11 protein-coding genes are annotated in these 18,922 nt (G+C 65.2%); 6 read left to right on the top strand and 5 right to left on the bottom strand.

Annotated features, from left to right (window positions below):
• The first annotated feature begins 160 nt into the window (after nucleotides 1-160).
• From ACPDIT_RS00125 to ACPDIT_RS00110, 4 genes are all read left to right on the top strand, one after another.
• Entirely contained in the window at nucleotides 161-898 is a 738-nt protein-coding gene (locus ACPDIT_RS00125; RefSeq protein WP_423440457.1) for a type II secretion system protein, read from the top strand.
• Nucleotides 899-1,658: 760 nt separating this feature from the next.
• Complete coding sequence (locus ACPDIT_RS00120) at nucleotides 1,659-3,029, top strand: Gfo/Idh/MocA family protein (RefSeq protein ID WP_423440455.1); 1,371 nt, start codon at nucleotides 1,659-1,661, stop codon at nucleotides 3,027-3,029.
• Nucleotides 3,030-3,206: 177 nt separating this feature from the next.
• Complete coding sequence (locus ACPDIT_RS00115; RefSeq protein WP_423440453.1) at nucleotides 3,207-3,530, top strand: prepilin-type N-terminal cleavage/methylation domain-containing protein; 324 nt, start codon at nucleotides 3,207-3,209, stop codon at nucleotides 3,528-3,530.
• Nucleotides 3,531-3,584: 54 nt separating this feature from the next.
• Complete coding sequence (locus tag ACPDIT_RS00110; protein WP_423440451.1) at nucleotides 3,585-4,085, top strand: hypothetical protein; 501 nt, start codon at nucleotides 3,585-3,587, stop codon at nucleotides 4,083-4,085.
• 399 nt (nucleotides 4,086-4,484) lie between these two features.
• Here the strand turns inward: ACPDIT_RS00110 and ACPDIT_RS00105 are convergent, their stop codons facing one another.
• The 3 genes from ACPDIT_RS00105 to ACPDIT_RS00095 are packed head-to-tail and all read right to left on the bottom strand — an operon-like array spanning nucleotide 4,485 to nucleotide 7,363.
• On the bottom strand, nucleotides 4,485-5,996 hold the full coding sequence (locus tag ACPDIT_RS00105; RefSeq protein WP_423440449.1) for an ATP-binding protein: 1,512 nt from the start codon (nucleotides 5,994-5,996) through the stop codon (nucleotides 4,485-4,487).
• A 52-nt stretch (nucleotides 5,997-6,048) separates the two neighbouring features.
• Nucleotides 6,049-6,525 carry a cytidine deaminase gene (locus ACPDIT_RS00100; protein WP_423440447.1) on the bottom strand — a complete coding sequence of 159 codons (477 nt, stop codon included), beginning with the start codon at nucleotides 6,523-6,525 and terminating at the stop codon, nucleotides 6,049-6,051.
• Complete coding sequence (locus ACPDIT_RS00095) at nucleotides 6,467-7,363, bottom strand: purine-nucleoside phosphorylase (RefSeq protein WP_423440445.1); 897 nt, start codon at nucleotides 7,361-7,363, stop codon at nucleotides 6,467-6,469. The genes ACPDIT_RS00100 and ACPDIT_RS00095 overlap by 59 nt, the downstream gene beginning before the upstream one ends.
• A gap of 80 nt (nucleotides 7,364-7,443) precedes the next feature.
• On the opposite strand from ACPDIT_RS00095, the gene moeB reads away from it, so the two are divergent.
• Nucleotides 7,444-8,589 (top strand): molybdopterin-synthase adenylyltransferase MoeB, encoded by a 1,146-nt coding sequence (gene moeB, locus ACPDIT_RS00090; RefSeq protein WP_423440443.1) that lies wholly within the window; start codon nucleotides 7,444-7,446, stop codon nucleotides 8,587-8,589.
• Between the two features lie 65 nt (nucleotides 8,590-8,654).
• Here the strand turns inward: moeB and ACPDIT_RS00085 are convergent, their stop codons facing one another.
• Together ACPDIT_RS00085 and ACPDIT_RS00080 are read right to left on the bottom strand one after the other, a co-directional pair.
• The gene (locus ACPDIT_RS00085) at nucleotides 8,655-10,058 is read right to left on the bottom strand and encodes a basic secretory protein-like protein (RefSeq protein WP_423440441.1); all 1,404 of its coding nucleotides are present in this window, start codon (nucleotides 10,056-10,058) and stop codon (nucleotides 8,655-8,657) included.
• A gap of 14 nt (nucleotides 10,059-10,072) precedes the next feature.
• Nucleotides 10,073-17,959 (bottom strand): lamin tail domain-containing protein, encoded by a 7,887-nt coding sequence (locus ACPDIT_RS00080; RefSeq protein ID WP_423440438.1) that lies wholly within the window; start codon nucleotides 17,957-17,959, stop codon nucleotides 10,073-10,075.
• Nucleotides 17,960-18,672: 713 nt separating this feature from the next.
• Between ACPDIT_RS00080 and ACPDIT_RS00075 the strand changes: the two genes are divergently transcribed.
• Entirely contained in the window at nucleotides 18,673-18,837 is a 165-nt protein-coding gene (locus ACPDIT_RS00075; RefSeq protein ID WP_423440436.1) for a hypothetical protein, read from the top strand.
• Nucleotides 18,838-18,922: the final 85 nt, after the last annotated feature.

Below are 18,922 nucleotides of genomic sequence, written 5' to 3'. Positions count from 1 at the left end.
AAGGGACTGTGCAAGTTTGCAGGGTGCAAAACCGGGGGGCTGCTGGTAGCTTGGTTCTGAAGCACAACAGCGTTGACGTCAACGGCGTTGACGTTGGAAAGAGACGGGCCAGCATGGGCTGTGCCCGGACGTCTGTGATTGTCGAAGAGCCGAGAATGCCATGAAAAAGCACAGTCAATCGGAGCTGCGCCGCACTGCCTTCACTCTGATCGAGTTGCTGGTGGTGATTGCCATCATTGCGATCCTGGCGGGCATGTTGTTGCCGGCCCTTGCAGAGGCGAAGGAGAAGGCCGTGCGCGCGCGCTGCCTGAGCAACACCCGGCAGTTCGGCATGGCCGTCATGATGTACGCCAACGAGAACCGCGATTACATTCCCGCCCACACGGTCAATGGCTACTGGCTGTGGGATATGCCGCGGCAGACCGCAGACGCGATTACAAACTATGGCGCCACCCGGTCGGTGTTCTACTGCCCGAGTGTTCGGGCTTCGGTCAAGGAGTACGACGTGGAGGTGAACTGGTGGGAAATCAACCCGAACCGGCGGATCGTGGGATTCGGGTGGTTGGGGGCACGCCTCGACTCCAGTGGCAAGCCGGACGCACGCATGGCCGGTTACATGTACCCGGGCAAGCAGTTCCATCTGCGGACCACCGGCAACACCAATCCCGCCATGGCGGAGCTCATTGTGGACGCGCTGTTGTCCCGGGGACCCAACGACTTCGTCGGCGTCCCCAGCGGGCTGACCAGCGATGGCAGACACAAGAATCCGCATCGCAAGGGGGCCTTCCCGGGTGGGGGCAATGCATTCTATCTCGACGGCCACGGGGCGTGGCGCACGTTCAAGTTGATTCGGGAGCGCTACAATCCTCAGGACCGGGACGTGCGCTGGTGGTTCTGAAAGCGGGCCGCAATGCACGCCTCTGCCCCTTGGATCGTCAAGGGCCCGACGGCATCAGTGAACAAGGTCGGAGCAGGCGAGACTCGGGTTTAATCCACGGCTGCGCAGGCCGGAGGCAATTGTTTCGTCGAGGCGGCCCCGGGGTTAAGAACTTGGTGTCTTCACGGGGAATACGTCCGGGGACAGTCTAGCGGTCGTGCACCCGACCCGGTTCATGGGGCGGCATCGCATGGCGGCGAAGGTCGCGCCCTAAGTGGACCCCACCAAGGCCCTCGGCTTTGGCGGTTGGGTGTGACCGGCCACGGGCAACCGCGGCATTGAACAGGCGTGGGGATGACCGGTCCAGGGAAGCTGCAGATTCCCCTGCCAGTGTCCAGCCCCGGGCACAGGGAATTCCCGGCCTTCCAACCGCTTCTCGAGCCTGCAAGCTGGGCCACAGCGGCTTCTTGCCACGGTTCAAGTTCCGGACAGGGGTGCCGAAAGTTCGTGCTGCCATCGCACGGGGACGGCCCCTGTGCCAGGCTGTGACGAACTCGTTGGCGCCGCTGCCTTGTCGCCAGCGGGCGGGAAGGCCGTTTCCGCTGCCCCCCATCCAAACGGCTCCGGAAAAGGGCCGTGGAGAGTCGGGTCCGAGGCTTCCCCATGCCGAGGCGGCGACCGCACCCCGAGGCGAACAGGGAGGGTGCCTGAGCCGGATTGCCATTTGCAGCCGACAGGGGCATGATGCCGCTCGAGAAACCTTGACCAGCATTCCCCAGCCATGAAACGACTCTGGTCCCGGCGGCGGTTCTTGCGATCGCAACTGCAGGTGATGTTGGCGGCGGGTGTCGCCCCGGCGTGTATCCCGGGCACGGCGCTGGGGGCGAACGGGCGGGCAGCGCCTTCGAACCGTGTGGTCGTCGGGGCAATTGGTGTGGGCCCGCAAGGGCGGGCGGTGATGGGGGGCTTCCTCGCCCTGCCGGATGTCCAAGTGGTGGCGGTGTGCGATGTCAAGCAGGACCAACTGGAGCTGGCCCGCCGGGCCGTGAATCAGCACTACCAAAACGCTGATTGCCGGACCTACGGGGATTTTCGGGGGTTGCTGGCGCGGTCCGATGTCGATGCGGTCCTGATTGCCACCCCGGACCACTGGCACGTGCACGTGGCCGTGGCAGCCGTCCGGGCCGGCAAGGACATATACCTTGAAAAACCGATGGGCTTGTCGCTGGCCGAGGATCAGATTCTGCGCCGAGAGGTGCAAACGCATCGACGGGTGTTCCAGTTCGGCACGCAGCAGCGATCCAGCCGGGAGTTTCAGCGTGCATGTGCTCTGGTCCGCGAGGGCCGCATCGGTCGCCTGCAGCAAATTCGCGTGTGGTGTTTGGCCAGCCGGCCCGGGGGTTCCACCACACCGGCTCCGGTGCCTCCGACGCTGGATTACGATTTCTGGTTGGGACCGGCTCCATTCAGTCCGTACACGGAGGACAAGTGTGCCGCCGATAACAAGACATGGTGGTTCATTTACGATTACGCGTTGGGTTGGATCGCGGGTTGGGGGGTGCATCCGTTGGACATTGCGTTGTGGGGCCATCCCAACATGCTGGGCGGACCACTGGAAGTGGAGGGCCGGGCTGTTTTTCCGACCGAGGGTGCATGCAATACGGCCGTGGCGTGGCACGTGGCGTTTCGGTTTCATGACGGCGTGCGGTTGGAGTTCCGCGGTACGCGGAACGGGTACGCCGAGGTCAACGAACTGAACGATCTGCGTCCCTGGGAGGCGCAGTACGGACCCATCGCCGATCACGGCACCGTGTTCGAGGGGGACGAGGGTTGGGCGTTGGTCCACCGGGGGTTGCTACGTACCCATCCGGAGTCCCTGGCCGAATCGTCGGACCGACTGGTGGAGCGTCTGCCCCGGCTGAGCCTCAACCACGTCCGGGACTTTGTCGATGCAGTCAGGACCCGGCGGCCCACGGTTTGCCCCATTGAAGAAGCCTTCCGAGCCGACCTGCTTTGTCAGCTCAGCGATATTGCCACGCGCGTCCCGCGGCGGCTGCGATTCGACCCCCGGCAGGAGCGCTTTCTGGAGGATCCGGAGGCGAACCGCCGACTGGAACTGCGTCCTCGGCGCCGTCCGTGGCACCTGGCCTGAGCTTCCCCTGGCGCGGCAGTCATGGTCGCAAAACTCTGGGGCGTGGGTGGGATCGGCCCGGAGTTCGGTTTGCGGGGAACCCGAACGTGGGAGTGAGGTCGAGCCGGCAGCAGCCGGGGCGGGCTTGGAATCGCCTTTGCACCAGACTAGCTTGTTGCAGGTGACATGAGGTCGGGCATGAACCACACCACGCAGCCGCGGTCGGTGCAGGCGGAGGATCTGCACCCCGCTTTTACACTGGTCGAATTGCTGGTGGTCATTGTCATTGTGGGGCTGCTGGCGGCAATGCTTCTGCCGGTGCTGGGCAAGGCCAAGTCAAAAACCCAGGGCATTCAGTGCCTGAACAACCATCGCCAACTGGCCCTGGCCTGGCGGATGTACGTGGACGACAACCAGGACCGACTCCCATACGCCAGTGAAGATCCTCGCCGACCAGAGACGGCGGCGGCGGCCTGGATCTCGGGATCGCTGGATTTCAATCCCAACAATCCGGCCAACTGAGATCCGTCGCTGACCATCCAGCGCAGTCCCCTTTGGCCCTATTGCGGCAATCAGTTGACCATTTGGAAATGTCCGGCCGACCAGTCGTTCGTGCTGGTCAACGGGGTGCCCCGTCCCCGCGTGCGGAGCATGTCCATGAACGTGTACCTGGGCGGGTGGGGCGGCACCGACGGTGGCTGGGGTGCGCCGATCGCTGCGTACCGAATTTATCTGAAAATGTCGGAGCTCCTGGACCCGGGTCCGTCGAAGGTGTTTGTCTTTCTCGACATGCGCGAGGACAGCATCGACATGGGCAATTTTGCGGTGCGGATGGCCGGCTGGCCGGATCGACCGGAGCTCTACGGCTTCTACGACCTGCCCGGATACTATCATCATCAGGCCTGCGGGTTTTCCTTTGCCGATGGGCACTCCGAAATCCGGCGGTGGCGGGATCCCCGCACGACGCCGCCGTTGGTCAAAGGCGGCCTGATTTACGACACATTCGCTTCGCCGCACAACCCCGACGTGGCCTGGCTTCAAGAGCGGGCGACACGACCGGTTCGCAGTGCGCCCTGAAAGCGGCGGGGCTTGATTTCACTCGGCAGACCGGCGGGTCCGGGAGGAGGCCCGAACCACCGTCCACCCGGGGCCTGAGGCTCCGCGCAGCCAGGCCATGGAAACCTGACCAGATCGGTGGCGGCTACGTTGGTGTGGAAACTGGCCGTCTTACTCGGGTCCAAGGAGCGCGTGGTTTCGTTTGCATGGGTCAACGGTGGGGCAAGGGCGGCCGAACCACTTTGTTGTGCGAAAGCCCCGGGGTTTCGTGGTCAAAACCCACGGGCCTGTTCGAACAATAGTCCGGTCCCGACGCGGCTTGCGGCAGCGTGAGGCGCTTCGCTCATGGGCCCTTGCCGGCGGCAAACCTTGGACCAATCAGGCGCCGAGCGGCGGCGCGGGTTGGGGGAATGCGCCCGGTCAGGCAACGGCCGTGCCAGTGGGCGCCTGTTCCGCGTCTTTGAGGGCTTCGCGGAGCCGCCAAAGGAGTTCCTGGGCGGTGAAAGGCTTGCGCAGATAGTCCGCGGGCTGGCTGGTGGCGTCGGCGGGCCAGACATAGCCACTGGTGGTTACAATGGGCAGCCGGGGATGGAGGCGGCGGAGCCGTTCGATGAGCTCGCGGCCGCTCATACGCGGCATGACCAGGTCCACCAGAGCCACATCGACCTGCAGGCCCGGCTGGCCCAAGAGGGCCAGCGCCTCGGCACCGCCCGGAGCCGTCAGTACGCGGTAGCCGAACTGTCTCAGCACGGTTTCCACCGTCCGCAGGACCCGTTCGTCGTCGTCCACCACCAGCACCGTTGCGTTGCCCTGGAGGAGGTGACCGGGCGGGGCCGGCTCGCGGGCCACCACGGGTTCAGCCGGCAGGTACAGGCGTACGGTGGTTCCCTGACCGGGTTGGCTGGAGACGGCGACGCCGCCGCCGTGGCTGGTGACGACGCCATACACCCAGGCCAGACCGAGGCCCCGGTGGCCGGCCGCCGCCTTGGTGGTGAAGAATGGTTCAAAAATGCGCGGCAGGATCTCGGGGCTGATCCCGCATCCGGTGTCAGTGATTTCCAGACAGACGTGGTAACCGGCGGCCAGCTCGACGTTGCGATCCCGGGTGGGTGTGGTGAGTTCCACATTGCGGGTCCGGACGGTGATGCGTCCTTCGGGCCCCAGGGCTTCCCGGGCATTCTCGAGAATGCGCAGAATGGCCTGGTGCAGTTTGCCCTCGTGGAACCGCGTGGTGAACAAGCGCCGCTCGAGCTCGATCTGCCAGTCCACGATGGGGGGTGACGGTTTGCTTCGTACCACCGCCACTGCCCGCAGAACGAGTTCGTTGAGGTTGCCGGTGGGCAACCGATGGGATTCGTGCGCGTCGCGACTGAACGAGCCCAGCTCGTGGGCCACCTCGGCCCCGCGCGCGGCGGCTTGCTCGATTTCCAGCAGAGCCGGCCGCCAGGGATGATCGGGAGGCAACTGCGTCAGCAGCAGGGACGCCCGGCCCAGCACGGTGGTCAGGGCGTTGTTGAAGTCGAGGGCCACCGTGCGGCCGAACTGCAAGATGCAGTCGAGTTTTTGTTTCAGAGATTGCGCGTCGGTTTCCTCGGAAGGCTGACCGGGCGGGAATTGCAACAGGTAGTAGCGCTGCTGGTCGCGGCTCCACGTGGTGATCCACGCGGTGGTGCGGAGTTCCTGCCCGGCGCGCGCCCGCAGGTGGAGGGACACGGTGGGCGAAGGACTCCGGGTCCATTGCAGGAGGAATTGCTCGGCTGGAACGGGGTTGGAGGGCAGCCAGAGCGCGGACAGTCGCGCCGTGCCACTGGCAAGGCCCTGACCGAACAACTGAATGGCGGCGTTGTTGGCGCGCAAAATGGTGCCGGCTGCGTCCACCCAGAGCACCGGCCAGGCGGCGTTGTCGAATGACGCAAAGAATTCGTGTCGCATGCGACCGAGAGTTTCCCCACTGTCTCTCTCATCGGCCGAGGAGCGGCCGAACTTAAAAGCGAAGAAAGGCTGCCGGAAGAAGCTCGCGAATCGTCCACTGGCGAATGCGTCCCGGGCGGCGGCTGTCACAGCTCCACACCACGGCTTCGGGTGCGTATTCGGCCAGCAATTGTCGGCAGGCCCCGCACGGTGTGGGGCCGCCGGGAACGGGGGCAGCGATGGCGATGGCGACGAACCGCCGGGCGCCCTCGCTGAGGGCTTTGAAGAGGGCAACGCGTTCGGCGCAGCAGGTCAGGCCGAAGCTTGCACTTTCGATGTTGCAGCCGGTGAAGATCCGACCCTCCTGCGTGAGGAGCGCGGCACCCACCCGAAAGTTCGACCAAGGGGCGCACGCATGGACACGGGCGCGGCGGGCCGCAAGCGTGAGGACCCGGGCCTGTGCGGCCGGGTCAGGTTCAGCCCGATTCCCCTTACGAGGACCGTTCGTTTTCAGGGCCCGGGGCTTGGGACGATCCGGTTTGGCGGGCATACCATTGAAGGAAGGCGTCGATCCAGGCAGCAGCCTGCCGGGTGATTCGACGGGACTGTTCGAGCACTTCCTGATGAGACAGGGGCCTGCGGCTGCGGCCGGCGGCCAGGTTGGTAATGCAAGAGACCGCGGCCACGCGCAGGCCGCATTGGCGTGCCACGATGACCTCGGGGACCGTGCTCATACCGACGGCATCCGCCCCGAGTCGGGCAAATGCACGAATCTCCGCCGGGGTTTCATAGCTGGGTCCACTCACCGCAACGTAGACACCCCGATGAAGTCGGATTCCCGCAGCGCGGGCGGCCAGGGTCAATCCCCGGCCCAGCTCCGGATCGTACGCCCGGGTCAGGTCCACAAAACGGCTGTGGCCCGGCCAGTCAGGGCCCCGCAGCGGGTTGTCGCCCATCAAATTGATATGATCGCGCAGCAGCATGAAGTCGCCCGGGCGGAACCGGGGATGAATCCCCCCGGCGGCGTTGGTCAGGACCAGGTCACGAACGCCCCATGCGGCCAGCACGCGAACGGGATAAGTGACTTCAGCCAGGGACCGGCCTTCGTAAAAGTGGACACGACCGTTGAGAATGGCCAGGGGCACGCCGTGATGCAGCCCCACCAGAAGTTCACCGGCATGCCCCGGAACGGTGGGTGTGGGGAAGCCGGGTAGATCGGCGTATGAGATGCGTTCGGGATCCCGAAGGAGAGCCGCCACGCCGCCGAACCCACTACCCAGAACCAACGCCAGGCGAGGCTGGACAGAGGTGCGGCGGCGCAAACGCGCGGCAGCGGCCCCGGGCTCGGGCAGACCCGCGGCCGCCGCAAGGGATGTCCGACTTGGCATGCGGCTTCGCATGGGACGGCACGCAGCTTGCCGGCAGGGCCGTGGGCGTCTAGTTTGCCGGCGTTCAGGATGGACGGCTTATGGACTGGACGCCCGAGGCCATGCAACGCTACGCGCGACACTTGAGTTTGCCGGAAGTGGGTCCGGCGGGCCAAAGGAAAATTCGCGCGGCGAAAGTTTTGTGCATCGGGGCCGGCGGGCTCGGCTCGCCGGTGCTGTTGTATTTGGCCGCCGCCGGAGTGGGCCGCCTGGGCGTGGTCGACCATGACCGTGTGGATGTCTCGAATCTGCAACGGCAGGTGGTGCACACAACGCGGGACACCGGCCGGCCGAAAACCGCCTCGGCTCGCGAACGCCTGGAGGCGTTGAACCCGGACGTGGAAATTGTGGAGCATCCGGTGCGGTTGAACCGCGAGAATGTTCTGGAAATCCTCCGGAACTACGACGTGGTGGTGGATGGGTCGGACAATTTCCCCACGCGGTATCTGGTCAACGATGCCTGCGTGCTCTTGGGCAAGCCGAATGTTTACGGTTCGATCTACCGGTTCGAGGGACAGGCGAGCCTGTTTGCGCCGCACCTGGGCGGGCCCTGTTACCGATGTCTGTATCCGGAGCCGCCGCCGCCGGGCACCGTGCCCTCGTGTGTAGAGGCGGGCGTATTGGGGGTGTTGCCGGGCGTGATCGGATGTATTCAAGCGACCGAGACCTTGAAACTCGTGATGGGGATCGGTGTGCCGTTGCTGGGGCGACTGTTGTTGTACGACGCCCTGGAGATGCGCTTTCGCGAGATCAAGGTGCGCCGGGATCCGGGCTGCCCGGTGTGTGGAGAGCACCCGACAATTCGGGAGCTGATGGATTACGACCAGCTTTGCGGCGGGATCGGGGCCGGCCCGGGGCCGCTGACGGAAGACGAAGTGACGGTGTGGGAGATGCAAGAAGCCCTGTTGCACCCGGAGCTGGGGATTGAGGTGGTGGACGTCCGGGAACCCCACGAGTATGCGGTGGCGCACCTGCCCGGCGTGCGCTTGCTGCCGTTGAGCGAGCTTCCACAACGGTGGAAGGAATTGGATCCGAATCGGACGATTTACCTGCACTGCAAGGCGGGAGGACGCTCGATGCAGGCGGTGGCGTTTTTAAAGCAGCTCGGATTTCGGTCCGTGAAAAGTGTGCACGGGGGATTGCAGGCCTGGGCCCGGGAAATTGACCCCACGCTGCCGGTTGCCTGATGCGGCCCGGGCGCGCACGGGATCGTCAGAACCGGGGTTTTGCTTTGCGGATGGGCTTTCTGGCGTCACCGTGGTTCCAGCGCGGGCCCGGGGGGCGGTTCAGGCGCCGCCAGCGCTTTTTCGGTCTCGCTTCGCCATTGCTCGGCGAGTTCTTGGAGGGTGTGCCCGGTCCACTGGCTCCACAGGGATTCCTCGTAACGGCCTTCGCGCAGGGCGGCGTTGAGATGACGAATCAGGTCGCGGTTGTACCGGCGGCTCACCCAGTCCAAGAAATTGGCGCTGATGCGGTAACCTGCGTCGTGTCGAAGTTGCACGTTGCGCTGTTGACGCAGCCAGACCAGGTCGGCGCCATGCCTTTCGGGTTCGAACACGAACCAGCGCAAGTAGTCTGCGATTCCTTCGACCAACCAACCGGGCGGGGGGGCGGAACCGGCCGGACGGCGGCCGTACTGTTGGAGCACATGAACCAGCTCGTGCACGAGGGCGCCCACGGCTTCACCTTCGAGCTCCCGTTGGATCCAACGGGCGTTGGCGGTGATTCGGGTGCCACTGGTGGCCGCCACCCCACGGCCCGGTCGAATTACGATGCGAACCTCCCGGGGCGGCTCAAAATTCTGGCCGGGCAGCAGATCGGCCAGTCGGGGATACCATTCAAGAAGAACCGGCACCAGCGTCCCGCGCGCCCAGCTTTCCAGTTCCGGCGCCCGTGAAAGGTCCAGCGTGAAGCTGTACCGACCGTCCGGGGTGCGCACGGTGAACGGTGCGGGTCCGGCAGGGGCCGCAGGTGGGTTCGGCACGAAATCGGGGTCGGCGCTGACCGCATCGATTTCACTGTAGAACGTGTTTCCGAAGGGAATCGCGGGATCGGTCGTGTGGATTTCGAACAACAGGTAGCGAAACGGGCCGAGGGGGCCGACCGGATTGGTGATCAGGACGCCGTGCTGGCCGCCGCCCGGGCCGTTGGAGGGGCGGCTATTCACGGAAGCCAAATGTTTCCAACCCAGCTCTGCGAGGGCACGGGTTTCGTCGGGAGCGAGCCGGAACCCGGACTCGTCGCCCGTGGCGCCGTAGAGCTCGTACCGTTGAGGGCCGCGAGTGCTGGGATGCCGCGAAAACGTGGCGATGTAGCGAAGCGGGGTAGGGGAGCCGAAATCGACAAGAATGCGACCGCCGCGGGTTCCCGCGGCGAAAAAGAAGTTGGCCGCGGGTTCATCCGGTTCGGCGGGCAGCCTACCGTCATGGAGGACAGTTAGGGGCCCGCTGTTGTCATCCGGTTCTCCGAGCAGGAGGCGAAAGGCCGCGCGCGACGCGGTGTCCCGGTCACTGGCCGGTGGTACCCGGCTGAAACGGAACGGGGGCCCGTCTGTCTCGGAGCGATGTTCGGAAATGACCTGGATTTCGGCTGGAACCGACAAGGCCGCGACCCACAGGGCCGCGCCCGCCAACCGGGGTGAGAAGAGACGCGTCATGGCTTGTCCAGAGTTCAGGGCGCAATCCGGATTCGATAGAACTTCTGCGTGGCTTGGTTGGAGAGGGAAAATGGCGGCGACACCGAAAGGTCGCGGTAGGGTCCGGTGACCTCGTCGGCCTCCTGCAAGGTGCCCTCCGTCCAAGACAGTTCCCAACCTTGTTCAACCCGTTGAATTGCCAGTGTCGGCCGGGGTCGGACCTGCACGCGGAACCGCAGCGAGGCGCTGAGCGGCGGTTGGCCGTCGTCGGTCACCCGGACTTCAAACCAGGATTCCTCGGGTGCATGGACCGGAGTCCATTCGAGCCAGCCGGTGACGGGATGGAGCGAGGCCCCAGCAGGTGGATTGGATCCAAATTGGAACAGGAGGGTTTGCGGCGGGAAGTCCTCGTCCGAAGCGATGAGTTGCAGGCGCAGCGTCTGCCCCAGGTAGAGCCTTTGCTCGGCAATGGGAACGAGCCGCGGCGGGGTGTTGGGCACCCGGTTGGGAGCGTTCGGCGTGGGCAGCACAAAATCGCGAAGGAACGGCTGGCCATCCGGGAAGCGGCCCCGGCTGACATCGGCAGCCTGCGGACCAAACGTAACTGCGTCTACGAGCGTCCCGTCGGGAGCAAACAGGCCGATGGCCTCCCCGCCCCTGGCCAGGGCGAAGCTCACGTGGAGCTCGGGCCGATCGGCGCGGTTTTGACCGGGCTCGGTGTCGGCCCATACCAGCAGGAACCCCCGAGCGGGAACGACGTACCGGCCGGTGGCCGGAATTCGGTATTGGGTGGGGTTGGCGAGATTGTCGCTGAGATAATACCCGCCCAGGTCCACGGGTTCGTCTCCAGCGTTGTAAAGTTCAAACCAGTCTTCGAACTGACCGTCGGCCGGATCGGCCAGGGTTCGGGTGTTGTCGGCCATCCACTCGTTGATAAAGACGGCAACGGGCGGTGCGACCGGGTCGTTGGTGCCGGCGGGTGTGGGCCGATGAAAGGGACGCCGGTAGAAGGGCTGCGCGTCGGGGTAACTTCCGTAACTTCGGTTGCCGGGCAGGTTGGTGTAATTGAGATAGTCGACCAACTGCACGGCCCCTTCCAAACGGCGCGCCAGGGCGACCGTGCCGGTGATGGGTGCCAGCCGGAAGGAGGCATGCCATTCGGTCTCGGTGGTCTGATCCGGCTGACCGTCGCACCAAACAAGGGCAAAGCCACCGGGAGGCAGCACCGCGTTGGAAGGGAACGCCCATCGGGCCGGGTCGTCGTAACGGTCGCTGAGGTAAAAGCCGTCAAGCGCAACGGGCGCGGGGCCGGGGTTGTAGATTTCAACCCAGGGCTCGCGCTGGCCGGCACCGTCAATGGGCCCGGTGAGGTTGTCGGGCTGCACCTCGTTGAGCCAGAGCGTGGGAAACTCCGGCAGGGCCGTGGCGACAGAGTTGGGGCGGGCCGGAGTGGCCTCATAGGCGCTCGCGGGTGCGCGTTGGGCGGTCAGTTCCAGTCCGAAGACAATGTCCGAGCTGGTGATGCTGTTTTGATGGACGGACACCGCAACGACGTTCGTCCCGGGCACAAACCATGTCGGGTCCAGGGTAAAGACATCCGGGCTGGTGGCATCGCCACCCGAGGGTTGAGCCGTGGCCACGGTGTTGTGGGCCACTGCACCGGCGGCCGGCATGCGGAGGCGGTAAATCTCCCGGCCGTTGACGTAGAACACTGCGCCGTCATCCACGTACGCGCTGGCTGTCACGGTGTAGCCCGTCAGCGATTGGGTCAGCACGAGGTGGGTACGGAAGTAATACGCGTGGCCCGGGGAGAGGTTGTTGGTCACCACGCGCGGGTCCTTCAGGGTGGTGCGAACCAGCGGCGTGATCGCGCTGTTGTTTTCGAACGCCAGCAGTGCTGCTCCCGCGGGCCAGGTTGCGTCCGAGAACGCAGGCGTCGCCCACGCGAACACGTCCAGGTTGGAAACCTGCTGAAATCGCCAAACGCTGTCGAGCGCGAGAAGACGTATAAAGTCGGGGCCGGGCGCCGGCGACGAGGCCACTGCCCAGTTGGCGACCCGGCTGTTGTGCCGCGCGGGGTCGCGCAGTTGCAGCGATTGCCCCGGCTTGGGCAGGGGCCAGGGAGGTGTGGCTTCATAGCGAACGCGGTCCACGACGATCCATGTGCCGTCGGGGGCCGGCCGCAGGAGGCTCAGCGTTTCGCCATCGGCTTGAAGTTGACCGGCGAACACGTCGAAGAGCGGTACGTTTGGGCCGTACACCGTCATGAACGCGGCGCGGTCGGCGGCGAGTACGAGCCACCCCTGGGGAGGCAAAAAGGTGCCGGCGGGGAAGTCGTAGTCGAGCCCGTTGAATCGCCAGCCGGAGAGGTCGAACCCGTGCGTGGGCGACCGATTGTAGAGCTCCACGAAGGCGGCCCCGGGCAGTGACGGGCGGTAGAGGATTTCATGAATGACGACGGACTCTTCCGGCGGCGGTTGCGGTCCCTGGTGGAAGAAGGTGACCTGCTGCGCAGAGCCCGGCATGGTTTGTCCGTGCGCATCCAGGGCGGTCACGATCCAGGTGTTGGTGCCGGTTTGAAGCGGTACGACGGCGACCCATTGGGTCAGGGTGATCCAGCGCACGCTCCAGGGTACGCCATTGAGGGCGATCCGGACGGCCTCGACGGGGGCGGTACCCGTGAGCACGCCCATGCCGTTGCTCACGCCGGGGTTCGGATTCACGGTAAACGCCGAGGCCACAGCAGCCAACTGGGCTTGCAGGAAGGCCCGACGTTGAGCGAACCAGCTCTTGAGCGCGGAGGGATCGGTCAGGGCCTGGCCGTCGCACCAGCGCACGTTGTTGGCCCGCAACGCCTGGTATTTGCCGTCCATCACGGGATGGGCCCGGGCGGGATTCAATGGACCCTCCACGGCGTCGCGCACCGCCCTCCAGTAGGCGCGCTGGAAGGGGGGATGCGCATACATGCGGCTGACGGTGGGATCGTCCGAGGTGAACAAGGCGGCCTGATCCGGCGCGAAGCGCGAAGACAGACGGGGGGACACGAGCATGAGCCAGTCCAGGTCGAAGGCATACAACACCCAGCGACCGCCTTTCGGGAGGAAGGTGTACATGTTCTTGCCGATTTCGTGGCCCCAGGAGTCGAAGTTCACGATGATGTGTTCGAACGCGAACATGCGCATCCATTGTTCGAGGTCGACAAGTCCCATCGTGGCGGTGGTGTAGGGTTCGGGGGCCGGCGCGTTGAGGGCATCCACCAGGGCAAACAGATTCGTGTAATCGTGCACTCGTGGGGTGGCACGATACATCCAGGTCCAACGATAGCGCTCCCGTTTCTTGGCACCCCCGGTGGTCGTGTAATTCTGGAGGCGCGGCATGGGGTCGGCGATCAAACTCCCGCTGTCGTTGAATTCGAAGGCACGGTCGATTTTGAAGAACTGACCGTCGGGTTGGTCGGGACTCCACGCTTCAACAAAGCGCCGCCCGGGTTGATGAACCGCTTCAAAGATGGCTTGACGATGCTCGTCTGTAACACCGTTTACGTGCAGACGAATATGATACCGGTGGCTGTAAGGAAGGTTCAGTTGATCCGCAATCCACCAGGCCATTTGTTCCTGGATCGCAGTGGTTTCGCCGCCGTGACCGCCGGGCCAGTCCAGGACCAGCTCGGTGTCGCCCAGGAATCGATCGTCCTTGGGAAACTCGAGGGTGTAGCCGCAGCGGCCGGCCAACGGACTGGTGAAGCCGGGGGCGATGTAAGGACTGCCAGCGTAGAGGGCACCGGCGTTGTAAATGACGCGGTGGTCGCCGGAGACGAAGGTTACGTCCAGGGGCGTGTTGTCGAGTTTGTGCCGTCCCGTCCATGCATTGAGCGTGGCACGGGTCATCCAAATGCGATAGACCGGCAGGCTGCCAGCGGGTTGCACTTCGCCCACACGAACAAGGCATTCGCGCGCGGGAGCATCCTCGGGGAACCGACTCGAGGCGGGATTGGCGGCTGCGTCGGTGGCCTCGACGAAGAATGCGATGAGGGTGCTGGTGGGCTGGCCGGGCAGCAGGACCGTGTAAAGGCCGTCGTTGGCCAGGGCATCCCCGTTCCGTCCGTCGTCCCGCATGTCCAGGGTCACGTAGTTGGTGGCCGGATCCAACCGGTACCAGAGCCGCACGCGGTCCACGCCGTGGAAGTCGTCCACGCGCGCGGTGATGCGCACGGGTTCATCAGGGGCGGGCAGCACGGGGTGATGCCGCACCTCGTGGATGGCCGGCGGTGCGTTGGCCACGAGACGGCTGTTCGGCAGGCCCGGGGTGCCGGGATTGGACGGCACGGTCATGTCCCCGGCGCATTCAAGCCAGTTGCCGCGCAGCCGCAGCAGGATTTGGGGATGGCCTTTGAGCCAACGAACCGCGGCCCGAAGGGTGACATTGGTGGTCCCGGCTGCCAGCGTGGCGGTAAGGGGAGTGCGGACCCGGTTGATCTGGTTGTCCCCTCGATCGGCGGCTCGAATCCGGTAGGAGCGCCCACTGTTGTAGCCCTCGGAAGATTCCCACCCGGACCGCGAGAGCGTGCCCTCCGCCGTCCAGCCGGAAGCTCCGGCTTCGAACGTGCCGTTGGCGATCAGGTTGCTACCGGTGGGCGTGAGCACCTGGACATCGTCGATGAGACATTCGCCGGCACCCATGGGTAGGACCTGGAGCTGATCGGCAGGGGTGCTGCCGTGGTCGATGGTGCCCGTGGCTGCGATGACCGTCCAGGGCGCTTTGCGAGTTTCGTCGCTGTCTGCCCAGTGACCAGCCCGTCGTCCATGAGTGTCGGGGTGAATGCGCTCCAGGCTGCTGCCGCCGCCGTCGGCCCACCGCGGCCAGCGCCCGCCGTCGCGATACGTGACCTCGTCGACCACGATGTGGATAAGGTTGGTGACGACCTGCCCGGCATCGTTGGTGCGGACGATCCAATCGGGCCGCGTCAGTGCGACGCGTTCGCCGCTCCGCGCGAGCCGGCCGCTGAAGTTCCCGAACAGGTTGGTGGGATTCAGCTGGGGATATCGGCTCTGCAACCGGGCCGCGTCGCGCGCGACCACGATGTACCCATGCGCCGGGAGCACCGCATGATCCGGGAAGGTGAACCGGATGCCGTCGTCCAGTTGCCAACCCGCCAACGGAATCGGCCGGTCCGTGCGGTTGTGCAATTCGACAAACTGGTCATCGTCATCTTCGCTGATGGGGTGGTAGTAGATCTCGTTGAGGATAACCTCCCCGATGCGGATGGCGTCGTTGGGCGCGGCGGGAGTCGGCGTGCGCAGGGGGAAAATCTCCTCCTGGCCGTCCGGCCATCGACCGGAGGCCACCCCGTTGGCCTGGCCTCCGAATCGGACGGCGTCCAATACTCGCCGGTCGGGCGCGCGGAGAAAGATGGTTTCCCCCGCGGCGTCGAGGGCGAAGCCCAGCTCGGCCTCCGTAAGCACGAGGAAGGCGCCCGGTCCCAGAAGCGTGGGGCCGGGAAAACGGAAGCGATCGATCGCGGGATCGTCACTCAATATGCAACCACCGAGGTCCACCGTTTGGGTGCTGCCGTTGAACAATTCCACATAATCCAAAACGGGCCAGTCCGTGTGCGCGAGGAATTCGTTGATGCGCACTGCGTATCGAACATCCGGAACGAAACTTTCCAGACGGCCGGGAGATCCGCCGGGCCACTGACTGGCACGCCAGGCATGTGGATCGTTTTCCCCTAGGGACGGCCGTGCGAGCACAAGGCTGGGACCTGCCCCGTCCGCGGCCACGGGCCAGGGTGGCTGGTCCCGATATGCGATGTCCAGGAACACGGCACCGGTTCGATGGCGAAGTTGAACACGACCGTTGTCGTTGGGCAGGCTGTTGGTCCAGGGGCCGAACACTTGCGTCAGGCCATAGACCCCAGCCAGGGTCGCCGGATCCCGCGCCACCACCAGCAACCCGCCGGCGGGCAGGATGGTGCCGGGCGGGAAGGTGTACTGAACACTGCCGTCGAGGTGGTAGCCGCTGATGTCTTCGGGTTCGGCTCGCGTGTTCAGCAACTCGATGAATTCCAGCGCGGCATTGGTCGGATGGTACATGATTTCGGAAATGATCAGACTGGTCAGCCGCGTGCACGGGCCCGGGGGTTCGAACGGCAACCCTGCTGGCCCTGCAGCCTCCGTGACGGGAGAAAAGTCGCGCAAACGCGCATGGACCGCCATGGAGCCGCTGCCGCTGGCTGCTGCCACACCCACCGGCACGGTAGCCGGCCACGCAAGCGTAACCGATCCCAGCCGGGTCCAGTGCAAACCGTCAACCCCTGCATACCCCTCCAGGAGGTTTCCCATCCGGCGGAGCCGCAGCCATGTGTGCGGGTGGTTGGCCGGGAACGAACCGAAGCGGTCCGACCAGACCTGGGCCTGCGTCCGAACCAGAAAACAACACCCATAAACCGTGGGCGTGGCCAGCACGGCCACGCACGCGGCGCCGGGATCGAGACTCTCGCGCACCATCAAGCCGGCTGTGGAGGTCGGATCCACTTGGGCAAGGGACTCGACGCGGATGCGCAGATCGAAATCGCCCGTCCGGGGCTCGAACAGGAACACGCCTTCGTCACGCGTGCCGTTCCAACCGCTGCCGCGCACGGAAAGACCCATCCCCCTGGGCACGATCTCGAGGTTCTCAAGCAGATTCGACCCGCCCAGTTCGACCGTTCGGTACCGGTTGGCGATGAAGGTCGTCCGGGTCCCCGGAGGAACCGAATTCGCCGCTGTCGCGCGGTCCGTCACGTTCGAGACACTCAAGGTATACGCAAGACCTTCGACAAGCGGTGCGGTCACCAGCACAATTTCCTCGCCGGCAGCCGAAGCAGCCGCCTCCCGCACCGCGACGGGTCCGTCAGGGCCCAGCAGTTCGTAGTTCCCGGGGTGCAGTGCGCCGGGAAGTGCGACCGGCTCGGAAAACCGGACCACCACCGAAGTGAGCCCGGCCGACCATGCCCGCAGCAGCGCAGGAGGATTCGTGTCCGGGATTACGCGCAACACCGCGACGGCACTGGTGACCGCGAATACATTGCCGGTGATCACGTTGACGGCCCGGAGAAAAAAACGCGCCCCGTCATCTGTGGGCGAGGTGCGCGGCAATTCGAACCAGCGATTGGTGGCTCCCGCCACGGGCTGGTCGTCGCGGAACCATTGCAGCGCCGGATAAGGTTGGCCACTCACGGACACCTCGAAGCGCGCAGGCGCGGGCTCGACAACAGTCTGGGATGCAGGCTGCTGCAGGATTCGCGGCGGTGTCTCCGGCCATGGTTCGCCACTGACGGCATAGATGCCCGTGGAACCCGCCCCTGCAGCCTTTTCGAAATCAATGGCCACCAGCGGCGCCACGTCCGGCCCCAGAGCCGCTTCCAAGTCCACCGTCGTTTGGTAAAAGCGCGGATTGGTGGGCGCGCCCTGCGTTGCGCCGGTGGTAAGGTTGATCCGTTCCACGCCGCGGAGCGCATACCCCGTGTTGTTGAACCAGTCCGGGGCAGCGTAAGGAGTCGTCCACGCTCGGCCGTCGGCGAAGCGGAGGGTCATCGACGGCGAGCCGCCGCCGCTGGCGGAGTGCGCAATCACCGCAATCCGACGGTAAAGGGCGGGCTGCACAAGGGTCACGGTCCCGACCTGCAGGCCGGTGGCGCTGCTCAACACCAGGGCGTTGGGCCCGTCGTACGGCGCGAACGCGAACTCGGTTTCACCGTCTTGCGCACTGACAAAACGTCCCTCGGTGGGCAGTCCGTAGCTCTTGCCAGGCAGACCCGCCTGGTAAAAGGCGAGGTTTTCGCCCGGGTTGAACTCGACTGCCGCCGCGTGGTAAGACGGGCCGACTGCGGTGCGCTCCACGACCAGATCGCGGTTGAACCCCGTCACGGCGATGGGTTTCATCGGCCCGGCCCACCCGCCCATCGAGCCCATCAGCCACAGTCCCAACCACCCGTGGAGTCCGCCCCGGAACAGCAAAGGGAAGCATCTCCCCCAGACTCCCTGTTTGCCTGAGATGCTCCATCGGTTTACGTCCCGTGTCGGGCTCACTTTCTGTCTCATGGTGCGCTACGAGGGCCGAGGACCCACCTGGCGCAAGCAAGATTCCATGGAACCCCCTCTGCGCCAAGCCCGGAAATCGAGCTACGGGCGCAGCAGCCTTCAAGCGAGGGCTCGGTGCGTATGCCTTTCAGAAGCCACGGGCTGATCCACGCACCCGCCCGTTCCGCTGGGGCGCTCGCAGTGGGACCGATCGAGACCCGCCGGGCTCTGCAGGGACGAACCCCTGCAGGGGCTCCCGCACCGGGGTTCGCCGGGACCCCCAGCCGGGCTGCGGGCCAAAGCCAGTCGACAGATTCCCAATTTGCGCTAAAGTACAGCAGCGGTCGGACCGATGACCGCAGTGGATGGAACCGACGCGGTTCGCGCAGCGGTTCCCGCCCGGGGCGAGCCCGACTCGCGCGGGGGAAATTTGAATGCGCGGGCCTCCCGCCGGTCCAAACTGGTGTATGGAACGATGGCGGTTGCCCACGGGGACACAGGGGGAAAGAGGGAGCGGTGGTGTCCTGACGGGCAGCCGTTGCTTCATCCGAACCCAACCTCGAAGGAGTCCTCCCATGAGAAAGACAGGTGAGCCTATTGCTGAGGTGGTGCGCGACACAAAACCCCCGTTCCGCAAACTTCAGCATCAACCCAAAAAAGCCCAGCGTCACCGCTACGAGCGCAGGAAAATCAAAGCCTACCTGCACCTGGCGGACTGGCTGTCGGAGGAAACAGCCTGAGCGCTAAACCGGCTTCTCAATGAGGGAGACCCGGGGCCATGCCAACCGGCATGGCCCTGCGGTTTTCCGAACCCGTCACCATGGT

Source organism: Limisphaera sp. VF-2, assembly GCF_049537125.1.
Lineage (GTDB): Bacteria > Verrucomicrobiota > Verrucomicrobiia > Limisphaerales > Limisphaeraceae > Limisphaera.
Note: the sequence above shows the minus strand (reverse complement) of the source record. Positions and strands in the feature narration are given on the sequence as shown.